Consider the following 14,569-nt stretch of genomic DNA (forward strand, 5'->3'; position numbering starts at 1 on the left):
CCGGAGCGCGGCGAGACCGCGACAACTGGGGCATGCCTCTTGCTAGTTGTAGAACCCGTTACTACCTTCAGGGCGATCTGAGGGGCCGTCAGGGGTGGGGAGCGACCGTTCTCCGCCGGGCAACCCTGCGGTCCGCCGCCGGACATGGAGTGGAGCTGCCGATGTCCTCCTGCCCCGCGCTGCCCGAAGGCTTCGACTTCACCGACCCGGACGTCTACGCACAGCGCGTCCCCGTCCCCGAGTTCGCCCAGCTGCGCCGTACCGCGCCCGTGTGGTGGAACGCGCAGCCGCGCGGTGTCGCCGGATTCGACGACGAGGGCTACTGGGTGGTGACCCGGCACGCGGACGTCAAGGAGGTCTCCACCCACCCCGACGTGTACTCCTCGAACGTGAACACGGCCATCATCCGGTTCGCCGACCACATGCAGCGCGAACAGATCGACATCCAGAAGCTGATCATGCTGAACATGGACCCGCCCGAGCACACCCGGGTCCGCTCCATCGTGCAGCGCGGCTTCACCCCGCGTGCCGTGCGGGCGCTGAAATCGGCGCTGCGCGACCGCGCCCACCGCATCGTGGAGCGCGCCCGCGCCGCGGGCAGCGGCGACTTCGTCACCGACATCGCCGTCGAACTGCCCCTCCAGGCCATCGCCGAACTCATCGGCGTCCCGCAGGAGGACCGCACCCGCATCTTCGACTGGTCGAACAAGATGGTGGCCTACGACGATCCCGAGTACGCCATCACCCAGGAGATCGGGACCCAGTCGGCGGCCGAACTGATCAGCTACGCGATGACGATGGCCGAGGAGCGCAAGAAGTGCCCCGCCCAGGACATCGTCAGCCGGCTGGTCGCGGCCGAGGGCGAAGGGAACCTCAGCTCGGACGAGTTCGGGTTCTTCGTCATCCTGCTGGCCGTCGCCGGCAACGAGACCACCCGCAACGCCATCAGCCACGGCATGCACGCCTTCCTCACCCACCCCGAACAGTGGGAGCTGTACAAGCGGGAACGTCCCGCCACAGCTGCGGAGGAAATCGTGCGGTGGGCCACCCCGATCATCTCCTTCCAGCGCACCACGACCCAGGACACCGAACTGGGCGGCGTACGGATCAGGGCGGGCGAGCGGGTGGGGCTGTTCTACTCCTCCGCCAACAACGACCCGGAGGTCTTCGACAACCCCGGCACCTTCGACATCACCCGCGATCCCAACCCGCATCTGGGCTTCGGCGGCGGAGGACCGCACTTCTGTCTGGGCAAAAGCCTCGCCGTCCTGGAGATCGACCTGATCTTCCAGGCCCTCGCCGATCTGCTGCCCGACATCCGGCTCGAAGGCCCGCCGCCGCGCCGGCTGCGCTCCGCCTGGATCAACGGCATCAAGGAACTGCGCGTCGTCTACAGCTGACGCGGGAAGCGGGCCGGCCGGTCAGAGGCGCCCGCACGCGTAGGCGCCGGGCGTCATCCCGTAGCAGCGGACGAACCAGCGGTGCAGATGTGCCTGGTCGGCGAAGCCGCACACAGCTGCCGCCTCGGCCGCGCTCGCGCCCTGCCGCAGCATGCGCCGGGCCGCACGCAGCCGCAGCTGACGCTGGAAGTCGCTGGGCGGGAAGCCCAGTTCGGTGCGGAAGGCTCGGTAGAGGGCGTAGCGGCTGCACCCGGCCGCTTCGGCCAGCCGCTCCGCCGGCACCTCCTGCGCCCACTGCTCCTCCAGCAGCGCACGCGCACGGCGCACGGCCGCCGAGCCGGCCCGGGGCGCCGCGGCCGGCCCGGGGGTGCGAGCGCCGCGCCGCACCATGGCCAGGACCGCCTCGGTCAGCCGCTCGTCCTGCACCAGCGCGTCCGCGGCCGCGCCGCCGGCCAGCGCGGCGTGCAGCCGCAGCAACGCCTGCCGCAGCAGCGGGTCCTCGCGCACCGGGTGCGGGAACAGCGGCATGGGCGCCGTGCGGCCGAGCGCGTCGGTGAGGACGGAGCGCACCAGGTCCGGGCCGAGATGGACGATGCGGTAGGTGAAGCCGTCCTCGGCGGCGGCCTCCCCGTCGTGCGGGTCGTCGGGGTTGAAGGCCATCACCATGCCGGCGCCGCTGACGTGGCGTGCGCCCCGGCACACGAAGCGCTGCGCGCCGGACTCCGTCACAGCGAAGGAGTAGGCGTCGTGGCTGTGCCGGTGGAAGACATGGCCGGTGAAGTGTGCCCGCATCGCCTCCATGGGGCGGCCGTCGGCGCGCCAGTACCGCACCCAGTCGGCAGTGCCGTCCCGCCCGGTGCGCGCGGGGGTGCGGTGCGGTGCCGTCATGCCGACAGTCTGCCACCGGCGCACGCGGGCGCCGCACGAGCGTTCAAGACCGCCCGCCGGGCCGCCGGGCAGGCTGCCGGTATGCGCTTCCCCACGAAGATCGCCGTGATCGTCCGCTCCGACCTGGCCGACTGGCAGAAGCTGAACGTGACCGCCTTCCTGTCCTCGGGCATCGCCCACGCCACCGGCGACATCGTCGGCGAGCCCTACGAGGACGGCTCCGGCAACCGCTATCTGCCGATGTTCCGCGAGCCCGTGCTGTGCTTCACCGCCGACGGGCCGGGGCTGGCCACCGTCCACGAACGGGCCCTGCGGCGCGGACTGGCCACCGCCGTCTACACCGACGAGCTGTTCGCCTCGGACAACGACGCCGACAACCGCGCCGCTGTCCGCTCGGTCGACGCCGAGAAGCTCACTCTTGCCGGGCTGGCGCTGTACGGTCCGCGGAACGCGGTGGACCGGACGACGAAGGGCCTGAAGCTGCACCGCTGACCGCACCGGCAGCCGCCGCCCCGCCCCCGGCGTCCCCACCGTCCTCGGCGCCCTCGGAGTCCTCGGATTTTTCGGAGTCCTCCGCGCTCTGCTTCTCGTCCGTGCCCTTCCCGTTGAGCCCGGTGTCCCCGCGCATCTGTGCTTTCTCGGGCAGCTGTTCCTGCTCGGCGGCGGACTGCGGCGTCCCGTCGGCCGGTGCGGAACGCGTGCGCTCACGCAGCTGTGCCAGTCCCCGTGCGGCGGCGAACCCGGCGGTGACGACCAGGACGCCGCCCACCGCGTCCAGCAGATAGTGGTTGGCCGTGGACATCACCACGAAGGTCGTCAGCGCCGGGTAGAGCGCGCCCAGGGCGCGCAGCCAGTGGTTGCGGGTCATCTGGAAGACGACGACCGCGCACCACAGCGACCAGCCCACGTGCAGCGACGGCATGGCGGCGTACTGGTTGGACAGCTCCGTCAGGGCGCCGAAGTCCGGCTTGGACAGGTCCTGCGGGCCGTGCGCGGTGTCGATGAAACCGGCGGACGGCATCAGCCGCGGCGGTGCCAGCGGATAGAACCAGAAGCCGAGCAGGCCCAGCAGCGTCGCGAAGCTCAGCGCGGTGCGCGCCAGCCGGTAGTGCGGGGCGCGCCGCACGTACAGCCAGCCCAGCAGGGCGATGGGCACCAGGAAGTGGAAGGTCGTGTAGTAGAAGTCGCAGAAGTCGCGCAGCCAGCCGGTGTGTGCGGCGAGCTTGTTGAGACTGTGCTCGATGTCGATGTGGAGGAAGGTCTCCAGGCCGAGGATCTGGTCGCCGTGTCCCTCGGCCAGACTGCGCGAGTCCGGGGCGTTTCCGCGCACATAGGAGTAGGCCCAGTAGCCGACGCGGATGAGCAGCAGCTCCAGCATCAGATTGGGGCGGCTGAGCGGCCCCGAGGGCTGTGGCCGGTCCCAGGTGTCCGCGGTGCGGGAGAGGAACGGCATGACGCAGGCGGCCAGCAGAGCGGCGAGCAGGACCGCGTTCTCACCGAGCGCGCCGAAGGCCGCGATCTTGGGCACGAGCGCGTCGGCGTCCAGCGTCATCACGAGCGTCACGAACACCGGCCACACCAGCCGGTCGCCGGTGCGCCTGCCGACGCGGCCGGCGACGGCGAGCAGCACCCACAGCTGCTGGTGCTGCCAGGCGGTGGGCGAGACGGCGACGACGGCGCAGCCGGTGACGGCGGCGGCCAGCAGCAGCTGACCGTCCCGCATGTAGCGCACCGCCCGGCGGACGGCGAGCGACGCGACAGCCACGATCAGGGCCAGCAGCAGCACCACTTCCAGCGGCCCGTGCAGCCCGGCACGCAGCAGTGCGCCGTGCAGCGACTGGTTGGCGACGGCATCCGCCGGATCGCCCAGGCCCGTACCGGCGACGTGGTGCACCCAGTAGGCCCACGAGGCGTCGGGCAGCACCGCCCAGGCGGCCAGCGAGCAGGCGAGGAACGTGCCGCCGCCGGTGAGCGCCGCCCGCCGGCGTCCGGTGAACCACAGCACCGGCAGGAACAGCACGACGGCCGGCTGGAGTGCGGCGGCCAGCCCGATCAACACCCCGCCGGTGCGGCCCCGTTCGGCGGCGAGCAGCCAGCCCACCAGCACGAGCAGGACCGGCAGGACACTGGTCTGCCCCAGGTGGAAGGTGTTGCGCACCGGGATGGAGACGGCCAGCAGACTGAGCGCGACGGGCACGGCGAACACCGTGGTGCGCCGGGTGACGGGCCCGGGAAGGGCACGGACGGCGACCACGCCCACGGCGGCGACGAGCAGCATCGTGCCGAAGGTCCATACGACGCCGAGCCCTTGGGCCGCGGCGCTGGAGAGCGGCCGGAGCACCATCCCGGCGAACGGCGTGCCGGTGAAGGCGTGCCGGCCCTCGTAGAGGGAATCGCCCAGCCGCAGCGGGCCGTCCGCCCCCGTCCAGGAGAACAGGTCGACGAGCCGCTCGTCCTGCGGGGTGCGCAGCACCGCCGTCGCCTGCCGCACGGCCAGCGCGAGAGCGAGCAGCCACAGCGCCGCCAGAAGCATCCTTCCGCGCGGGTCCCGTAGGTGAAGGAGGCTCCGCGCTCCGCCCCCGTCCGGCGCCTTCACCGCATTCGCCGCCGATTCCGCCGCCACGCCCCGTTGCCTTCCGTCGTCGTCCAAGGTCCCGTCGTGTTCCGGGTGGTGACCCGGGAGGTCAGACGCAAGAAACCTACTCGCTACCTGTCCGCACCACCCGAAGATTAGGACAAGCTTTTGACCTCGGCGTACTCCGGCGGCCCGGCCCCGGCCTCCGGCGGACGCTGCGGCAGGATGGCCGCATGAGCATCGTGAAGATCAACGCCCTGACCGTGCCGGAGGAGCAGCGCGCGACCCTGGAGGAGCGCTTCGCCTCCCGCGCGGGCGCGGTCGAGGGCTCCGACGGTTTCGAATGGTTCGAGCTGCTGCGCCCCCTGGAGGGCACCGACCGGTACCTCGTGTACACGCGCTGGCGCAGCGAGGAGGACTTCCAGGCGTGGATGGAGGGCCCGATGAAGCAGGCCCACCAGCGCGGCGGCCAGGACAGCGGTGACGGCGAGCGGCCGCGTCCGGCGGCGACGGGCTCGGAGACCTGGTCGTTCGAGGTCGTCCAGCAGGCCGCTCCCAAGAAGTGACCGAAGGGGCGACGCCCGGCGGCGCCCCTTCAGCACCCGGGCCGGGCCCCGTGGACTCCGGTGGACTCTCGGTGGACTCCGCCGCGGGGCGCCGGCCCTCTCCTCCGCGCCGGGTACTCACGCGGATGACGCGGATGACGCAGTCGGGCTGAACGCGGAAAACTCGCTCAGCTGTCGCAGAGGAGCCCGGCCGGAAACCGCTCAGCCGTCGCGGGGAACCGGGGCGGTGAAAACGCGCTCAGCTGTCGAAGGTGAGCTGGATCTGTCCGTCGTCGAGCGCCGCGACATGGACGCTCCGCAGATCCGGCACATGGACGGTCGGCCCGTACTCGGCAGCGCGCGGGCCGATGCCGACGACGGGCATCCCGGCGGCCAGCCCGGCCGCGATCCCGGCGCCGGAGTCCTCGAAGACGACGCAACCGCCCGCCGGGACACCGAGTTCCGCGGCGCCCTTGAGGAAGCCCTCCGGGTCCGGCTTGCTGGCGCTGACGCACTCGGAGGTGATGCGCACCTCGGGCATGCGCAGCCCGGCGGCGCGCATCCGCGCGGTGGCCAGCCCGGTGTCGGCCGATGTCACGAGCGCGTGCGGCAGCCGCTCGATGGCGGCGAGGAAGGCGGCGGCACCGCCGACCGGCACGATGCCCTCGGTGTCCAGGGTCTCCTTGGCCAGCAGGGCCCGGTTCTCGGCGAGGTTCTCCTCCATGGGCCGCTCGGGCAGCAGGGCGGCCATCGTCGCGTGCCCCTGCCGGCCGTGCGCGACGCGCAGCACCTCGTCGGGGTCGAGCCCCTTCTCCGCCGCCCAGCCGCGCCAGATGCGGGCCACCGCGGCATCGGAGTTGACGAGAGTGCCGTCCATGTCGAGCAACAGCCCGCCGGCGGTGATCGACTGCTGGGGCATGCGGGGCTCCCTCGGTTCGCGAGAAAAGAAGAGACAGATGGCCCGCCCGCCGGTCGGGGACGCCCCTCCCGTCAGGTGAGGAGCACGGGCGGAACCATTTGTTTCCACATCGTACAAACCGGGGGCCGCTCCGGGCGACCCGGCCCCTGGGCAGCACGGGCCCGCCGGAGCGCGGCCTCGTGGCGCACCGGCAGCCGGGCCGTCGTCAGGACGTGCGGCGCTCCAGGGAGCGGCGGGTCGCGGGACCGTAGTCGCCCGGGGTGTCGCCCTCGATGCGGTGGTACGCCTGGTACCGGAAGACGCCCTCCTGGACGAGCGAGGAGTACACGCCGTCCTCGGGCGCGTCCGGCGCGTAGAACCCGGCCTGCTTCAGCCGCCGTTGCAGCTCGGCCACCTCGGCACCCGAGTCGCCGGGACGCAGCGTCCGCCCGTCCTCGGTGCTCGGCGGCCGGGTCCCGGGCCCCGGAGCCGAGGAGGACGGCGAGGCCGGGGAGGACGCGGAGGGCTCACCGGACGGCGGCCGCGTGTGGGAGCCGTCGTCGCGTCCGGCCCGCGGCGTGGCGGAGGCCGTCGAACGCGAGGGCAGCGCCGTCGGCCCGGCGGTCTCCGCGGGCGTGCGCGACGCGGACGTGGACGGCGCGGGCAGGGCATGGGTGGGGGCGCTCGTGGCGGTGTGGAGCGCGGTGCCCCCGCCGCCCTCGTCGGTGCTGTCGTCGCCTCCGGTGAGGATCTGGGTGGTCAGCACGCCCGCACCGAGCACCGCGGCGATCCCGACGGACGCCAGCACGGCCGTACCCGGCCTGCGCCGCTCGCGACGCCGCGCCGCGTGGGCGCGGGGACCGGCCCCGGCGCCGACCGCCCCGGAGACGGCGGGCAGCTCGGCGGTCTCCTCCGTGCCGTGCTGCGCGAAGGGCGTCAGATCCGGCACCGGCGGAGGCTCGGCAGGGGCGGCGGACACGACCGGCGGCGCCCCCGGCTCGCCTGAGCCTCCCGGACCGGCGGCAGGACCGCTCGGCCCCTGGAGACGGACATAGGGACGGATGTGCAGCGGATCCTCGTCGTCCTCACCGGACTCTGCTGCCGCGGTTCCGCCGGTGGGATCGGTTCCGCCGGGGCCGGGATGCCCGGGGCGGCCGGGGTGATCGGCTTCCCCGCTCCCCGTACCGCCGGGCGCGGTCCCGTCCCGGCGCCCGCCGGTGGTGGACTCCGCTCCGCCGGACGGCACGTGACCGGCTTCCGTACCCGGTCCCGTCCGTGCCCCGGCCTCGCGTCCCGGCGTGTGCGCACCGGGCCCGTGCCGTCTGCCGCACTCGGAACAGTGTTCGTCCCCCGCCATGCTGCCCCCTCCCCTGCTCCCCGCCCTCGGGCGTTCCCGGCGTCCCCGGTGTTCCGGGCCTCACCGGCCTTCGGGTTCCTCCCGGCCTTCCGGATCGCGACGTTTCCGATCAGGGCGGCCACGTCCGAAACGCCAGCAACTGTCCAGTGGTGGACCATACGTGGTCCGAACCGGTCATGGTCAAGCGCCGGCGGAACGGCATCGGGCGGCGCCTCGCGCACTCCGGTGAGCGCCGTGCGCCCGTGCCGTGCGCCGGGTCTCAGGCGGCGCGGGGCGGCTCGGCGCGGCCGATTTCCTCGTTCAGCTGTCGCACCAGTTGCGTCAGGTCCGTCGGACGGTCCGGCCCCCACCAGTCGCCCAACTCCTCGGCCAGCAGCTCCTGTCGCGCGTCGGACAGCGCACGGGCCGCTTCCGCGCCGCGGGCCGTCGCCACCAGCTGAAGCCCCTCGCGCTCCGCCAGTCCCCGCTCCTCCAGCTGTCGTGCCGCGTCGGCGACCACCCGGCGCGGGATCGTGCCGTCGTCGGGTATGAGGGCCGGCTCCACCGGTCCGTCGTGGTGGACGCGCAGCAGCATCCAGGAGGCGGCCGGGCGCAGGTCCATCCCCGCCCGCTCGGTGATGCGCTCGTAGAGGTCCCGGCGGCCCTCCAGGGTGTTCAGCCGGGAGAGCGCGCGGGCCGCCTCGTCAGCTGAGGAGCGTTCGACGGGGCAGGGCGCGAGGGTCTCGGCCTCGTCGGGCACCTGCACGCTGCGCCGCAGCCGCTGCTGGACGAAGAACCACGTCAGGACGAAGGCCACGAAGGCGAGCGGCGCGGCGAACAGGAAGACGTCGGTGATGGACTCCGAGTACGCGCCGAGCACCCCGCGCCGGGCCCCCGCCGGCAGCCGGGAGACGGACTGCGGGTTGTGCTTGAGGCTGTCGGCGCTCACTCCGGCGGGCAGCGGCTGTCCGCGCAGGGCGTCGGCGAGCTTGCCGCCGAGCCGGGAGGCGAAGATCGCACCGAAGACGGCGACGCCCACGGAGGCGCCGATGGACCGGAAGAAGGTGACGCCGGAGGTGGCGACGCCCAGGTCGGCGTAGCGCACGGCGTTCTGCGCGACGAGCACCAGCACCTGGAGCACCAGGCCGAGCCCGATGCCGAAGACGGCGAAGTACGCGCTCATCTCCAGCTGTGAGCTGTCGGGGGCGAGCCGGTGCAGCAGGAGCAGTCCGCCCGTGGTGACGCCGGTGCCGACGACGGGGAAGAACTTCCAGTGCCCGGTGTGGGTGATCAGCTGGCCGGAGACGGTGGAGGCGGCGATCACGCCCAGCACCATCGGCAGCATGTGCACACCGGACATGGTGGGCGAGACCCCGTGTACGACCTGGAGGAACGTCGGCAGATAGGTCATCGCGCCGAACATGGCGAAGCCGATGACGAAGCTGATGGCGGCGCACAGGGTGAAGTTGCGCACCGCGAACAGGCTCATCGGCAGCACGGGTTCGACGGCGCGGCGCTCGACGAGGACGAACGCCACGACGAGGACGGCGGCGAGCACGGCGAGGCCGTAGACCTGCGCCGAGTTCCAGTCCCAGGTCGTGCCGCCCAGCGAGGTCACCAGCACGACGCAGGTGGCGGCCGAGGCGATCAGCAGAGTGCCCAGATAGTCGATGCGGTGCGCGTAGCCGCCCGCCGGGATGTGCAGGGCGAGCGCGATGACGACGAGGGCGAGGGCGCCGATGGGCAGGTTGATGTAGAACACCCAGCGCCAGTTGAGCTGTTCCGTGAAAAATCCGCCCAGCAGTGGCCCGAGAACGCTCGTCGTGCCGAAGACGGCGCCGAACAGGCCCTGGAACCGGCCTCGTTCGCGGGGTGGCACCAGGTCGCCGACGATCGCCATGGACAGCGTGATCAGTCCGCCGCCGCCCAGGCCCTGCACCGCACGGAAACCGATCAGCTGTGGCATGTTCTGGGCCACCCCGCACAGCGCCGAGCCGACCAGGAAGATCAGGATGGCGCTCTGGAAGAGGCGTTTGCGTCCGTACTGGTCGCCCAGTTTTCCCCACAGCGGGGTGGCCGCCGTGACGGCCAGCAGATAGGCGGTCACGACCCAGGACAGATGGTCCATGCCGCCCAGGTCGCTGACGATCGTGGGCAGGGCGGTGGCGACGATGGTCTGGTCGAGAGCGGCCAGCAGCATGCCCAGCAGCAGCGCCCCGATCGGCAGATAGACGCCCCGCCGCGTCATCGGCACCACGCTGTCCCCGCTCATGTGTCCACTGTCCCGGGCGGGTACCGCGGCGTCCCGATTTGGACCGCCGTTCGGGAACACCCGTCCGGTACGCGGTCGGCGGGCCGGGCCGTCGTGCCGGCCCGGCCCGCGCGGTCAGCCGGCGATCGCCTCGTAGAGGCTGAAGGCGGCCAGTGCCAGCATCAGCAGCGCCGCGACCCGGGTGATCAGGCGCAGCGGGATGTACCGCATCAGCGTCCGGCCGCCGAGGATGCCCAGCCCGGCGACGGCCCACAGGGCGAGGACGGCGCCGAGGCCGACGGAGAGCGGATCGTCGTAGCGGGCGGCGAGGTTCGCCGTCATGATCTGGGTGAGGTCGCCGAACTCGGCGACGAGGATCAGCATGAAGCCGCTGCCCGCGACCTTCCAGAACGACTGGTCGCCCGGCTCGCGCCGCTCCTCCCCGTCCTCCTCGTCCTTCTTGAGGAGCAGCAGAGCCGCCCCCACCAGGAACATCACCCCCACGACGGCCTGCACCAGCCGGTGCGGCAGCAGGGTGAGGACGCTGCCGGCGGCGACGGCGAGGGTCACATGGACGAGGAAGGCGGCGGCGACGCCGGCGAAGACGTAGGAGGCGCGGTAGCGGGTGCCGAGCATCAGTCCGGCGAGCGCGGTCTTGTCGGGCAGCTCCGCGAGGAAGACGACGCCGAAGACCACGGCGATGACGGTCAGGCTGAGCACGGGGGTCCCTTCGAGGTAGGGCTGCCGCACCGACGCTGAGCACACTCCGGCACGGCAGCGTCGTGGCGCCCGCGCGGGGGCGGGCATGGACACTGCGGCCGAAGGTCTCGCTGGCGCGGCACCGCGGGCGGCTCACGCCACCGGGTGCCCCGCTCCGGGCGCCGGGCCCGCACGGCGGGCCAGTGTGTCGACGGTCCGGCGAAGAGCTACTCCCCTTCCGACGCTCCCGACTGTACGTGATGGCCGGGCGGACGCGCGACGGCCGGCGGCGGCCCCCGGCGGGGAGCCGGGCCGGGCGGACGCGTGGGCGAACACCCGGCGGCCGGAATCGAACAGCGGGGTGGCGTCCTCCTCAACACCGGTGATTCCTGGGCCTGATGGGGACGAACCGGGTGCCACGGCCGCGTATCCCGGGCAGGCTCTTGCTATGACGTGAACACGCAAGCCACGCTGTCCCGCGAACACGTCGGCACCGCTTCAACCTCCCCCCACAGCTTTGGAGTTCGCATGCCGCACAGGCACCGCACGCTCTCGCCCCGTCTCTACGCGCGTCGACCGCGATCCGCCGCGGTGGCCGCTTCCGCCGCCGCCGTCTCCGGACTGCTGATCGCCCTCACACTGGGCGGCGGCGCCGCGCAGGCCGAGCCGCCCACCCCGCCGAGCGCCCAGGAGGCGACCACGATGCTCGGCGAGATCGACGAAGCCGCCGAGGGCTCCATGGACGGCTACGACCGCGACAAGTTCCCCCACTGGATCGACCAGGGCGACAACTGCAACACCCGCGAGGCCGTCCTCAAGCGCGACGGCGAGGGCGTGGAGACCGGCAACGACTGCTACCCGACCAAGGGCACCTGGAAGAGCCCCTACGACGGCGGCACCTGGACCAAGCCCTCCGACGTCGACATCGACCACATGGTCCCGCTCGCCGAGGCGTGGCGCTCCGGCGCCGCCGACTGGACCCAGGACCAGCGCCAGAAACTGGCCAACGACCTGGACATCGCACAGCTGCTGGCCGTGACCGACAACGTCAACCAGGAGAAGGGCGACAAGGACCCCGCCCAGTGGATGCCGCCCGAGTCCGGCTACCACTGCACCTACGCGCGCATGTGGATCTGGGTCAAGCACGAGTACAAGCTGACCGCCGACGGCGCCGAGAAGGACGCGCTGAAGAAGGCCCTCGGCACCTGCTGACCGGCGCTTCCCGCGCCCGCCTCCGGACGGCCGTCGCAGCAGGCGGCCGTCCGGAAACTGGTGGGAGCGCCCCCTCGTTCCCTACGGTGCGGCTTCGGCCCCGCACTCCAAAGGCGGCCGTCGCCGCACCGGGGCGGGAAGACGAGCGATGCGCGCGCGAGCGCGGGCACGCGGGAAGCGAGGGACACGCATGGCCGGCCTCACACTGGGTCCGCTCCTGCGCTACGTGGACGAGGACACCGCCACCGTCTGGCTGGAGGCGGACGGCCCCTGCGAGGCCGAGGTGCACTGCGAGGGCACGACGGCCGGCGGCTCGGCCCGCACCTGGCAGGTCGCAGGCCACCACTACGCGCTGATCACCGTCGTCGGCCTGGAACCGGGCACCGAGACGCCGTACCGGATCACGCTCGACGGGGACGAGGTCTGGCCGCTGGCCGGCTCGCCGTTCCCCGCCAGCACCATCCGCACCCTCCCGGCGCCCGAGGAGCTGTCCGGCCCGGCCGGCCCCTTCCGGATCGCCTTCGGCTCCTGCCGCTGGGCGGCCCGCCCGGCCGGCGCCCGGCACGACCCCGTCGGGCCCGACGCGCTGGACGCCCTCGCGCAGCGCGCGCTCGACGGCGGGGACCGCCCCGACCTGCTGCTCCTGCTCGGCGACCAGGTGTACGCCGACGAGACCTCCGGGCCCGTACGCGCCCGCCTGGCCGAGCGCCGCGATCTGAGCGCGCCCCCGTGGGACCAGGTCGCCGACTACGAGGAGTACACCGAGCTCTACTACGAGTCCTGGCTGGATCCGGAGGTCCGCTGGCTGCTGTCCACCGTCCCCAGCCTGATGCTCTTCGACGACCACGACATCATCGACGACTGGAACACCAGCGAGAGCTGGCAGCGCGACATCCGGGCCACCGGCTGGTGGCGCGAACGCATCCTGGGCGGGCTGACGTCGTACTGGGTCCACCAGCACCTCGGCAACCTCTCCCCCGCCGAACTGGCCGAGAACCCGCTGTTCGCCGCCGTGCGGGCCGCGTCGGACGGGGCTCCGGCGCTGCGCGAGTTCGCCGAGCGCGCCGACCTCGACCCGGCCACGGCCCGCTGGAGCTTCCGCCGCGACTTCGGCCGGGTCCGGGTGCTCATGGTCGACACCCGCGCCGCCCGCGTGCTGGCGGAGAACGAACGGCGGATGCTCGACGACGAGGAGATGGACTGGCTGCACGAGCAGGCCCTGGACGGCGGCCCCGGAGCCGTCGACCACCTGGTGATCGGCTCCTCCCTGCCGTGGCTGCTGCCGCCGGCCATCCACGGCGTCGAGACGTGGAACGCCGCGCTGTGCGCCGGAGCCCGCGGCCGGCGCTGGATACGGTTCAGCGAGGCCCTGCGGCGCCGGGCCGACCTGGAGCACTGGGCGGCGTTCCCGCGTTCCTTCCGCGCTCTGACGGAACTGATCGGGCAGGTCGCCGGCGACCAGGAGGCACCGGCCACGGTGAGCGTCCTCTCCGGCGACGTGCACCACGCCTACGTGGCCGAGCCGGAGTTCGACGAGCTGAAGGTCGCGGGCGGCGGGGCACGCTCCCGCGTCGTCCAGCTGACCTGCTCCCCCGTCCACAACAGCATCCCCGCCGTGATGCGCGGCGGCTTCCGCTTCGGCTGGAGCCGGCTCGGCCGCGGTCTGGGCCGGATGCTGGCCCGGCACGCCCGCGCCGGCCGGCCGCCGGTCGACTGGCAGCGCACCGGCGGCCCCTGGTTCGGCAACCAGATCATGACGCTGTCCCTGCACGGCCGCGCCGCCGCCTACAGCCTCGACCAGGCGCGCAGCACGGCCCCGGCGCCGGACGGCACGGCCCGCTCCGAGCTGGTCACCGTGCTGTCCCGGCAGCTGAGCGAGCCGCCGGTGCCGGACGGTGGGCAGGGCCCCGTCAGCCCCGCCCGCTGAACGGCACGGTGAAGCAGGCGGCCCGCGCCCCCGCCTGCCCGGCGTGCCCCGGCTCGGTGTGCGTCGCCGACTCGTGCAGCACCACGGAGCGGGCCTCGCCCTTGCGGAACGTCCACGGGTGGACGGAGCCGGCGTGCCCGCGGCCCTCCTCGTCACTGGTGAAATCCAGCCACACCTCGTTGTACGGGTTGGCGTACCGCGGGTCGGTGGACGGCTGCTGCGGGTCCTTGCGGTGCTGGTAGTGCGGCCCGGAGTCGTCGGGCCTGGCCCCGCAGGGCCGGGTGTGCACATGCACGCCGAAGGTGTGGTTCCTGGCCACGCCCCGCACGGCGACCCGTACCGCCATGCCGTCGCGGCCGGTGTGCTGGCGCACCTCGATCCGCGCCCCCTCGGGCACCAGCTTCTGGTCGTAGGTGATCGTTCGGGCGCCCCCCGGGGTGCCGATCGGGGCGAACCGCCCGCGGAAGACCCGGTCCTTGCCGTGGGGCGCGCCGTGGCCGCCCGTTGAGGCCACCGCGTCCCCGCCGTCCGCCGTCCCGGCGCGCGCCGTGCTCGGCCCGCCGCCGGCGAGCAGGGCCGCCGCCGCTGTGACGGCCGCCACTCCCGCGACGGTGGCCTTGCGCAGTGCTGGCTTCATCGTGTTGCCTCCCTGGTTTCGAAGGTCGCGTGTGGTCCGATCCGGTGCATCCGTAACCAGGGACGTGAGGAGACTGTCGCCACGTGGCCCCGGCGGCCCTGCGCGGAGGACCCGGGCGTACGCTGTACGGCGGAAATTGGCCGTCCGCCACAAGCAGCGGTGAACGCCGTTGCAACGTGAGCCAACGAGAGCCGGGGCAGG

At 73.0% G+C, this 14,569-nt stretch carries 12 protein-coding genes; 5 read left to right on the forward strand and 7 right to left on the reverse strand.

All coding sequences use genetic code 11. The features are described 5' to 3' along the window. Positions 1-161 precede the first annotated feature (161 nt). Complete coding sequence (locus SCA03_RS13700; protein WP_030882531.1) at positions 162-1,400, forward strand: cytochrome P450; 1,239 nt, start codon at positions 162-164, stop codon at positions 1,398-1,400. A gap of 21 nt (positions 1,401-1,421) precedes the next feature. Here the strand turns inward: SCA03_RS13700 and SCA03_RS13705 are convergent, their stop codons facing one another. Next, a complete protein-coding gene (locus SCA03_RS13705) occupies positions 1,422-2,288 on the reverse strand; it encodes an AraC family transcriptional regulator (RefSeq protein ID WP_051856650.1) in 867 nt (288 codons plus the stop codon). A gap of 81 nt (positions 2,289-2,369) precedes the next feature. On the opposite strand from SCA03_RS13705, the gene SCA03_RS13710 reads away from it, so the two are divergent. After that, on the forward strand, positions 2,370-2,780 hold the full coding sequence (locus SCA03_RS13710; RefSeq protein ID WP_030882534.1) for a DUF2000 domain-containing protein: 411 nt from the start codon (positions 2,370-2,372) through the stop codon (positions 2,778-2,780). On the opposite strand, the gene SCA03_RS13715 is transcribed toward SCA03_RS13710, so the two are convergent. After that, the gene (locus SCA03_RS13715) at positions 2,701-4,821 is read right to left on the reverse strand and encodes a bifunctional glycosyltransferase 87/phosphatase PAP2 family protein (RefSeq protein WP_086817955.1); all 2,121 of its coding nucleotides are present in this window, start codon (positions 4,819-4,821) and stop codon (positions 2,701-2,703) included. The genes SCA03_RS13710 and SCA03_RS13715 overlap by 80 nt on opposite strands. 275 nt (positions 4,822-5,096) lie before the next feature. On the opposite strand from SCA03_RS13715, the gene SCA03_RS13720 reads away from it, so the two are divergent. After that, on the forward strand, positions 5,097-5,429 hold the full coding sequence (locus tag SCA03_RS13720) for an antibiotic biosynthesis monooxygenase family protein (protein ID WP_030892883.1): 333 nt from the start codon (positions 5,097-5,099) through the stop codon (positions 5,427-5,429). Positions 5,430-5,667: 238 nt separating this feature from the next. Here SCA03_RS13720 and SCA03_RS13725 read toward each other — a convergent pair whose 3' ends face one another. From SCA03_RS13725 to SCA03_RS13740, 4 genes are all read right to left on the reverse strand, one after another. After that, entirely contained in the window at positions 5,668-6,327 is a 660-nt protein-coding gene (locus SCA03_RS13725; RefSeq protein ID WP_030882541.1) for an HAD-IA family hydrolase, read from the reverse strand. A 205-nt stretch (positions 6,328-6,532) separates the two neighbouring features. After that, on the reverse strand, positions 6,533-7,255 hold the full coding sequence (locus tag SCA03_RS13730) for a peptidoglycan-binding domain-containing protein (RefSeq protein ID WP_141275396.1): 723 nt from the start codon (positions 7,253-7,255) through the stop codon (positions 6,533-6,535). Positions 7,256-7,922: 667 nt separating this feature from the next. Beyond that, positions 7,923-9,914: an MDR family MFS transporter gene (locus SCA03_RS13735; RefSeq protein WP_141275397.1), complete on the reverse strand. Its 1,992-nt coding sequence runs from the start codon at positions 9,912-9,914 to the stop codon at positions 7,923-7,925. Between the two features lie 114 nt (positions 9,915-10,028). Further along, positions 10,029-10,613: a TMEM165/GDT1 family protein gene (locus SCA03_RS13740; protein WP_030882550.1), complete on the reverse strand. Its 585-nt coding sequence runs from the start codon at positions 10,611-10,613 to the stop codon at positions 10,029-10,031. Between the two features lie 507 nt (positions 10,614-11,120). On the opposite strand from SCA03_RS13740, the gene SCA03_RS13745 reads away from it, so the two are divergent. Beyond that, complete coding sequence (locus tag SCA03_RS13745; protein ID WP_030882554.1) at positions 11,121-11,804, forward strand: HNH endonuclease family protein; 684 nt, start codon at positions 11,121-11,123, stop codon at positions 11,802-11,804. A gap of 190 nt (positions 11,805-11,994) precedes the next feature. Next, on the forward strand, positions 11,995-13,731 hold the full coding sequence (locus tag SCA03_RS13750) for an alkaline phosphatase D family protein (protein WP_086817657.1): 1,737 nt from the start codon (positions 11,995-11,997) through the stop codon (positions 13,729-13,731). Here SCA03_RS13750 and SCA03_RS13755 read toward each other — a convergent pair. Further along, a complete protein-coding gene (locus SCA03_RS13755; protein ID WP_086817655.1) occupies positions 13,715-14,368 on the reverse strand; it encodes a superoxide dismutase family protein in 654 nt (217 codons plus the stop codon). The two genes, SCA03_RS13750 and SCA03_RS13755, sit on opposite strands and share 17 nt — an antisense overlap. Between the last annotated feature and the right edge of the window lie 201 nt (positions 14,369-14,569).

The organism is Streptomyces cacaoi, from assembly GCF_006539165.1.
In the GTDB taxonomy this organism is placed as follows: Bacteria; Actinomycetota; Actinomycetes; order Streptomycetales; family Streptomycetaceae; genus Streptomyces; species Streptomyces cacaoi.

Excerpts from the sequence above, each read along its gene's own strand:
- SCA03_RS13700 (WP_030882531.1), top strand. The coding sequence starts at position 162 with ATGTCCTCCTGCCCCGCGCTGCCCGAAGGCTTCGACTTCACCGACCCG.
- SCA03_RS13705 (WP_051856650.1), bottom strand. The coding sequence starts at position 2,288 with ATGACGGCACCGCACCGCACCCCCGCGCGCACCGGGCGGGACGGCACT.
- SCA03_RS13710 (WP_030882534.1), top strand. The coding sequence starts at position 2,370 with ATGCGCTTCCCCACGAAGATCGCCGTGATCGTCCGCTCCGACCTGGCC.
- SCA03_RS13715 (WP_086817955.1), bottom strand. The coding sequence starts at position 4,821 with ATGCTTCTGGCGGCGCTGTGGCTGCTCGCTCTCGCGCTGGCCGTGCGG.
- SCA03_RS13720 (WP_030892883.1), top strand. The coding sequence starts at position 5,097 with ATGAGCATCGTGAAGATCAACGCCCTGACCGTGCCGGAGGAGCAGCGC.
- SCA03_RS13725 (WP_030882541.1), bottom strand. The coding sequence starts at position 6,327 with ATGCCCCAGCAGTCGATCACCGCCGGCGGGCTGTTGCTCGACATGGAC.
- SCA03_RS13735 (WP_141275397.1), bottom strand. The coding sequence starts at position 9,914 with ATGAGCGGGGACAGCGTGGTGCCGATGACGCGGCGGGGCGTCTATCTG.
- SCA03_RS13745 (WP_030882554.1), top strand. The coding sequence starts at position 11,121 with ATGCCGCACAGGCACCGCACGCTCTCGCCCCGTCTCTACGCGCGTCGA.
- SCA03_RS13750 (WP_086817657.1), top strand. The coding sequence starts at position 11,995 with ATGGCCGGCCTCACACTGGGTCCGCTCCTGCGCTACGTGGACGAGGAC.
- SCA03_RS13755 (WP_086817655.1), bottom strand. The coding sequence starts at position 14,368 with ATGAAGCCAGCACTGCGCAAGGCCACCGTCGCGGGAGTGGCGGCCGTC.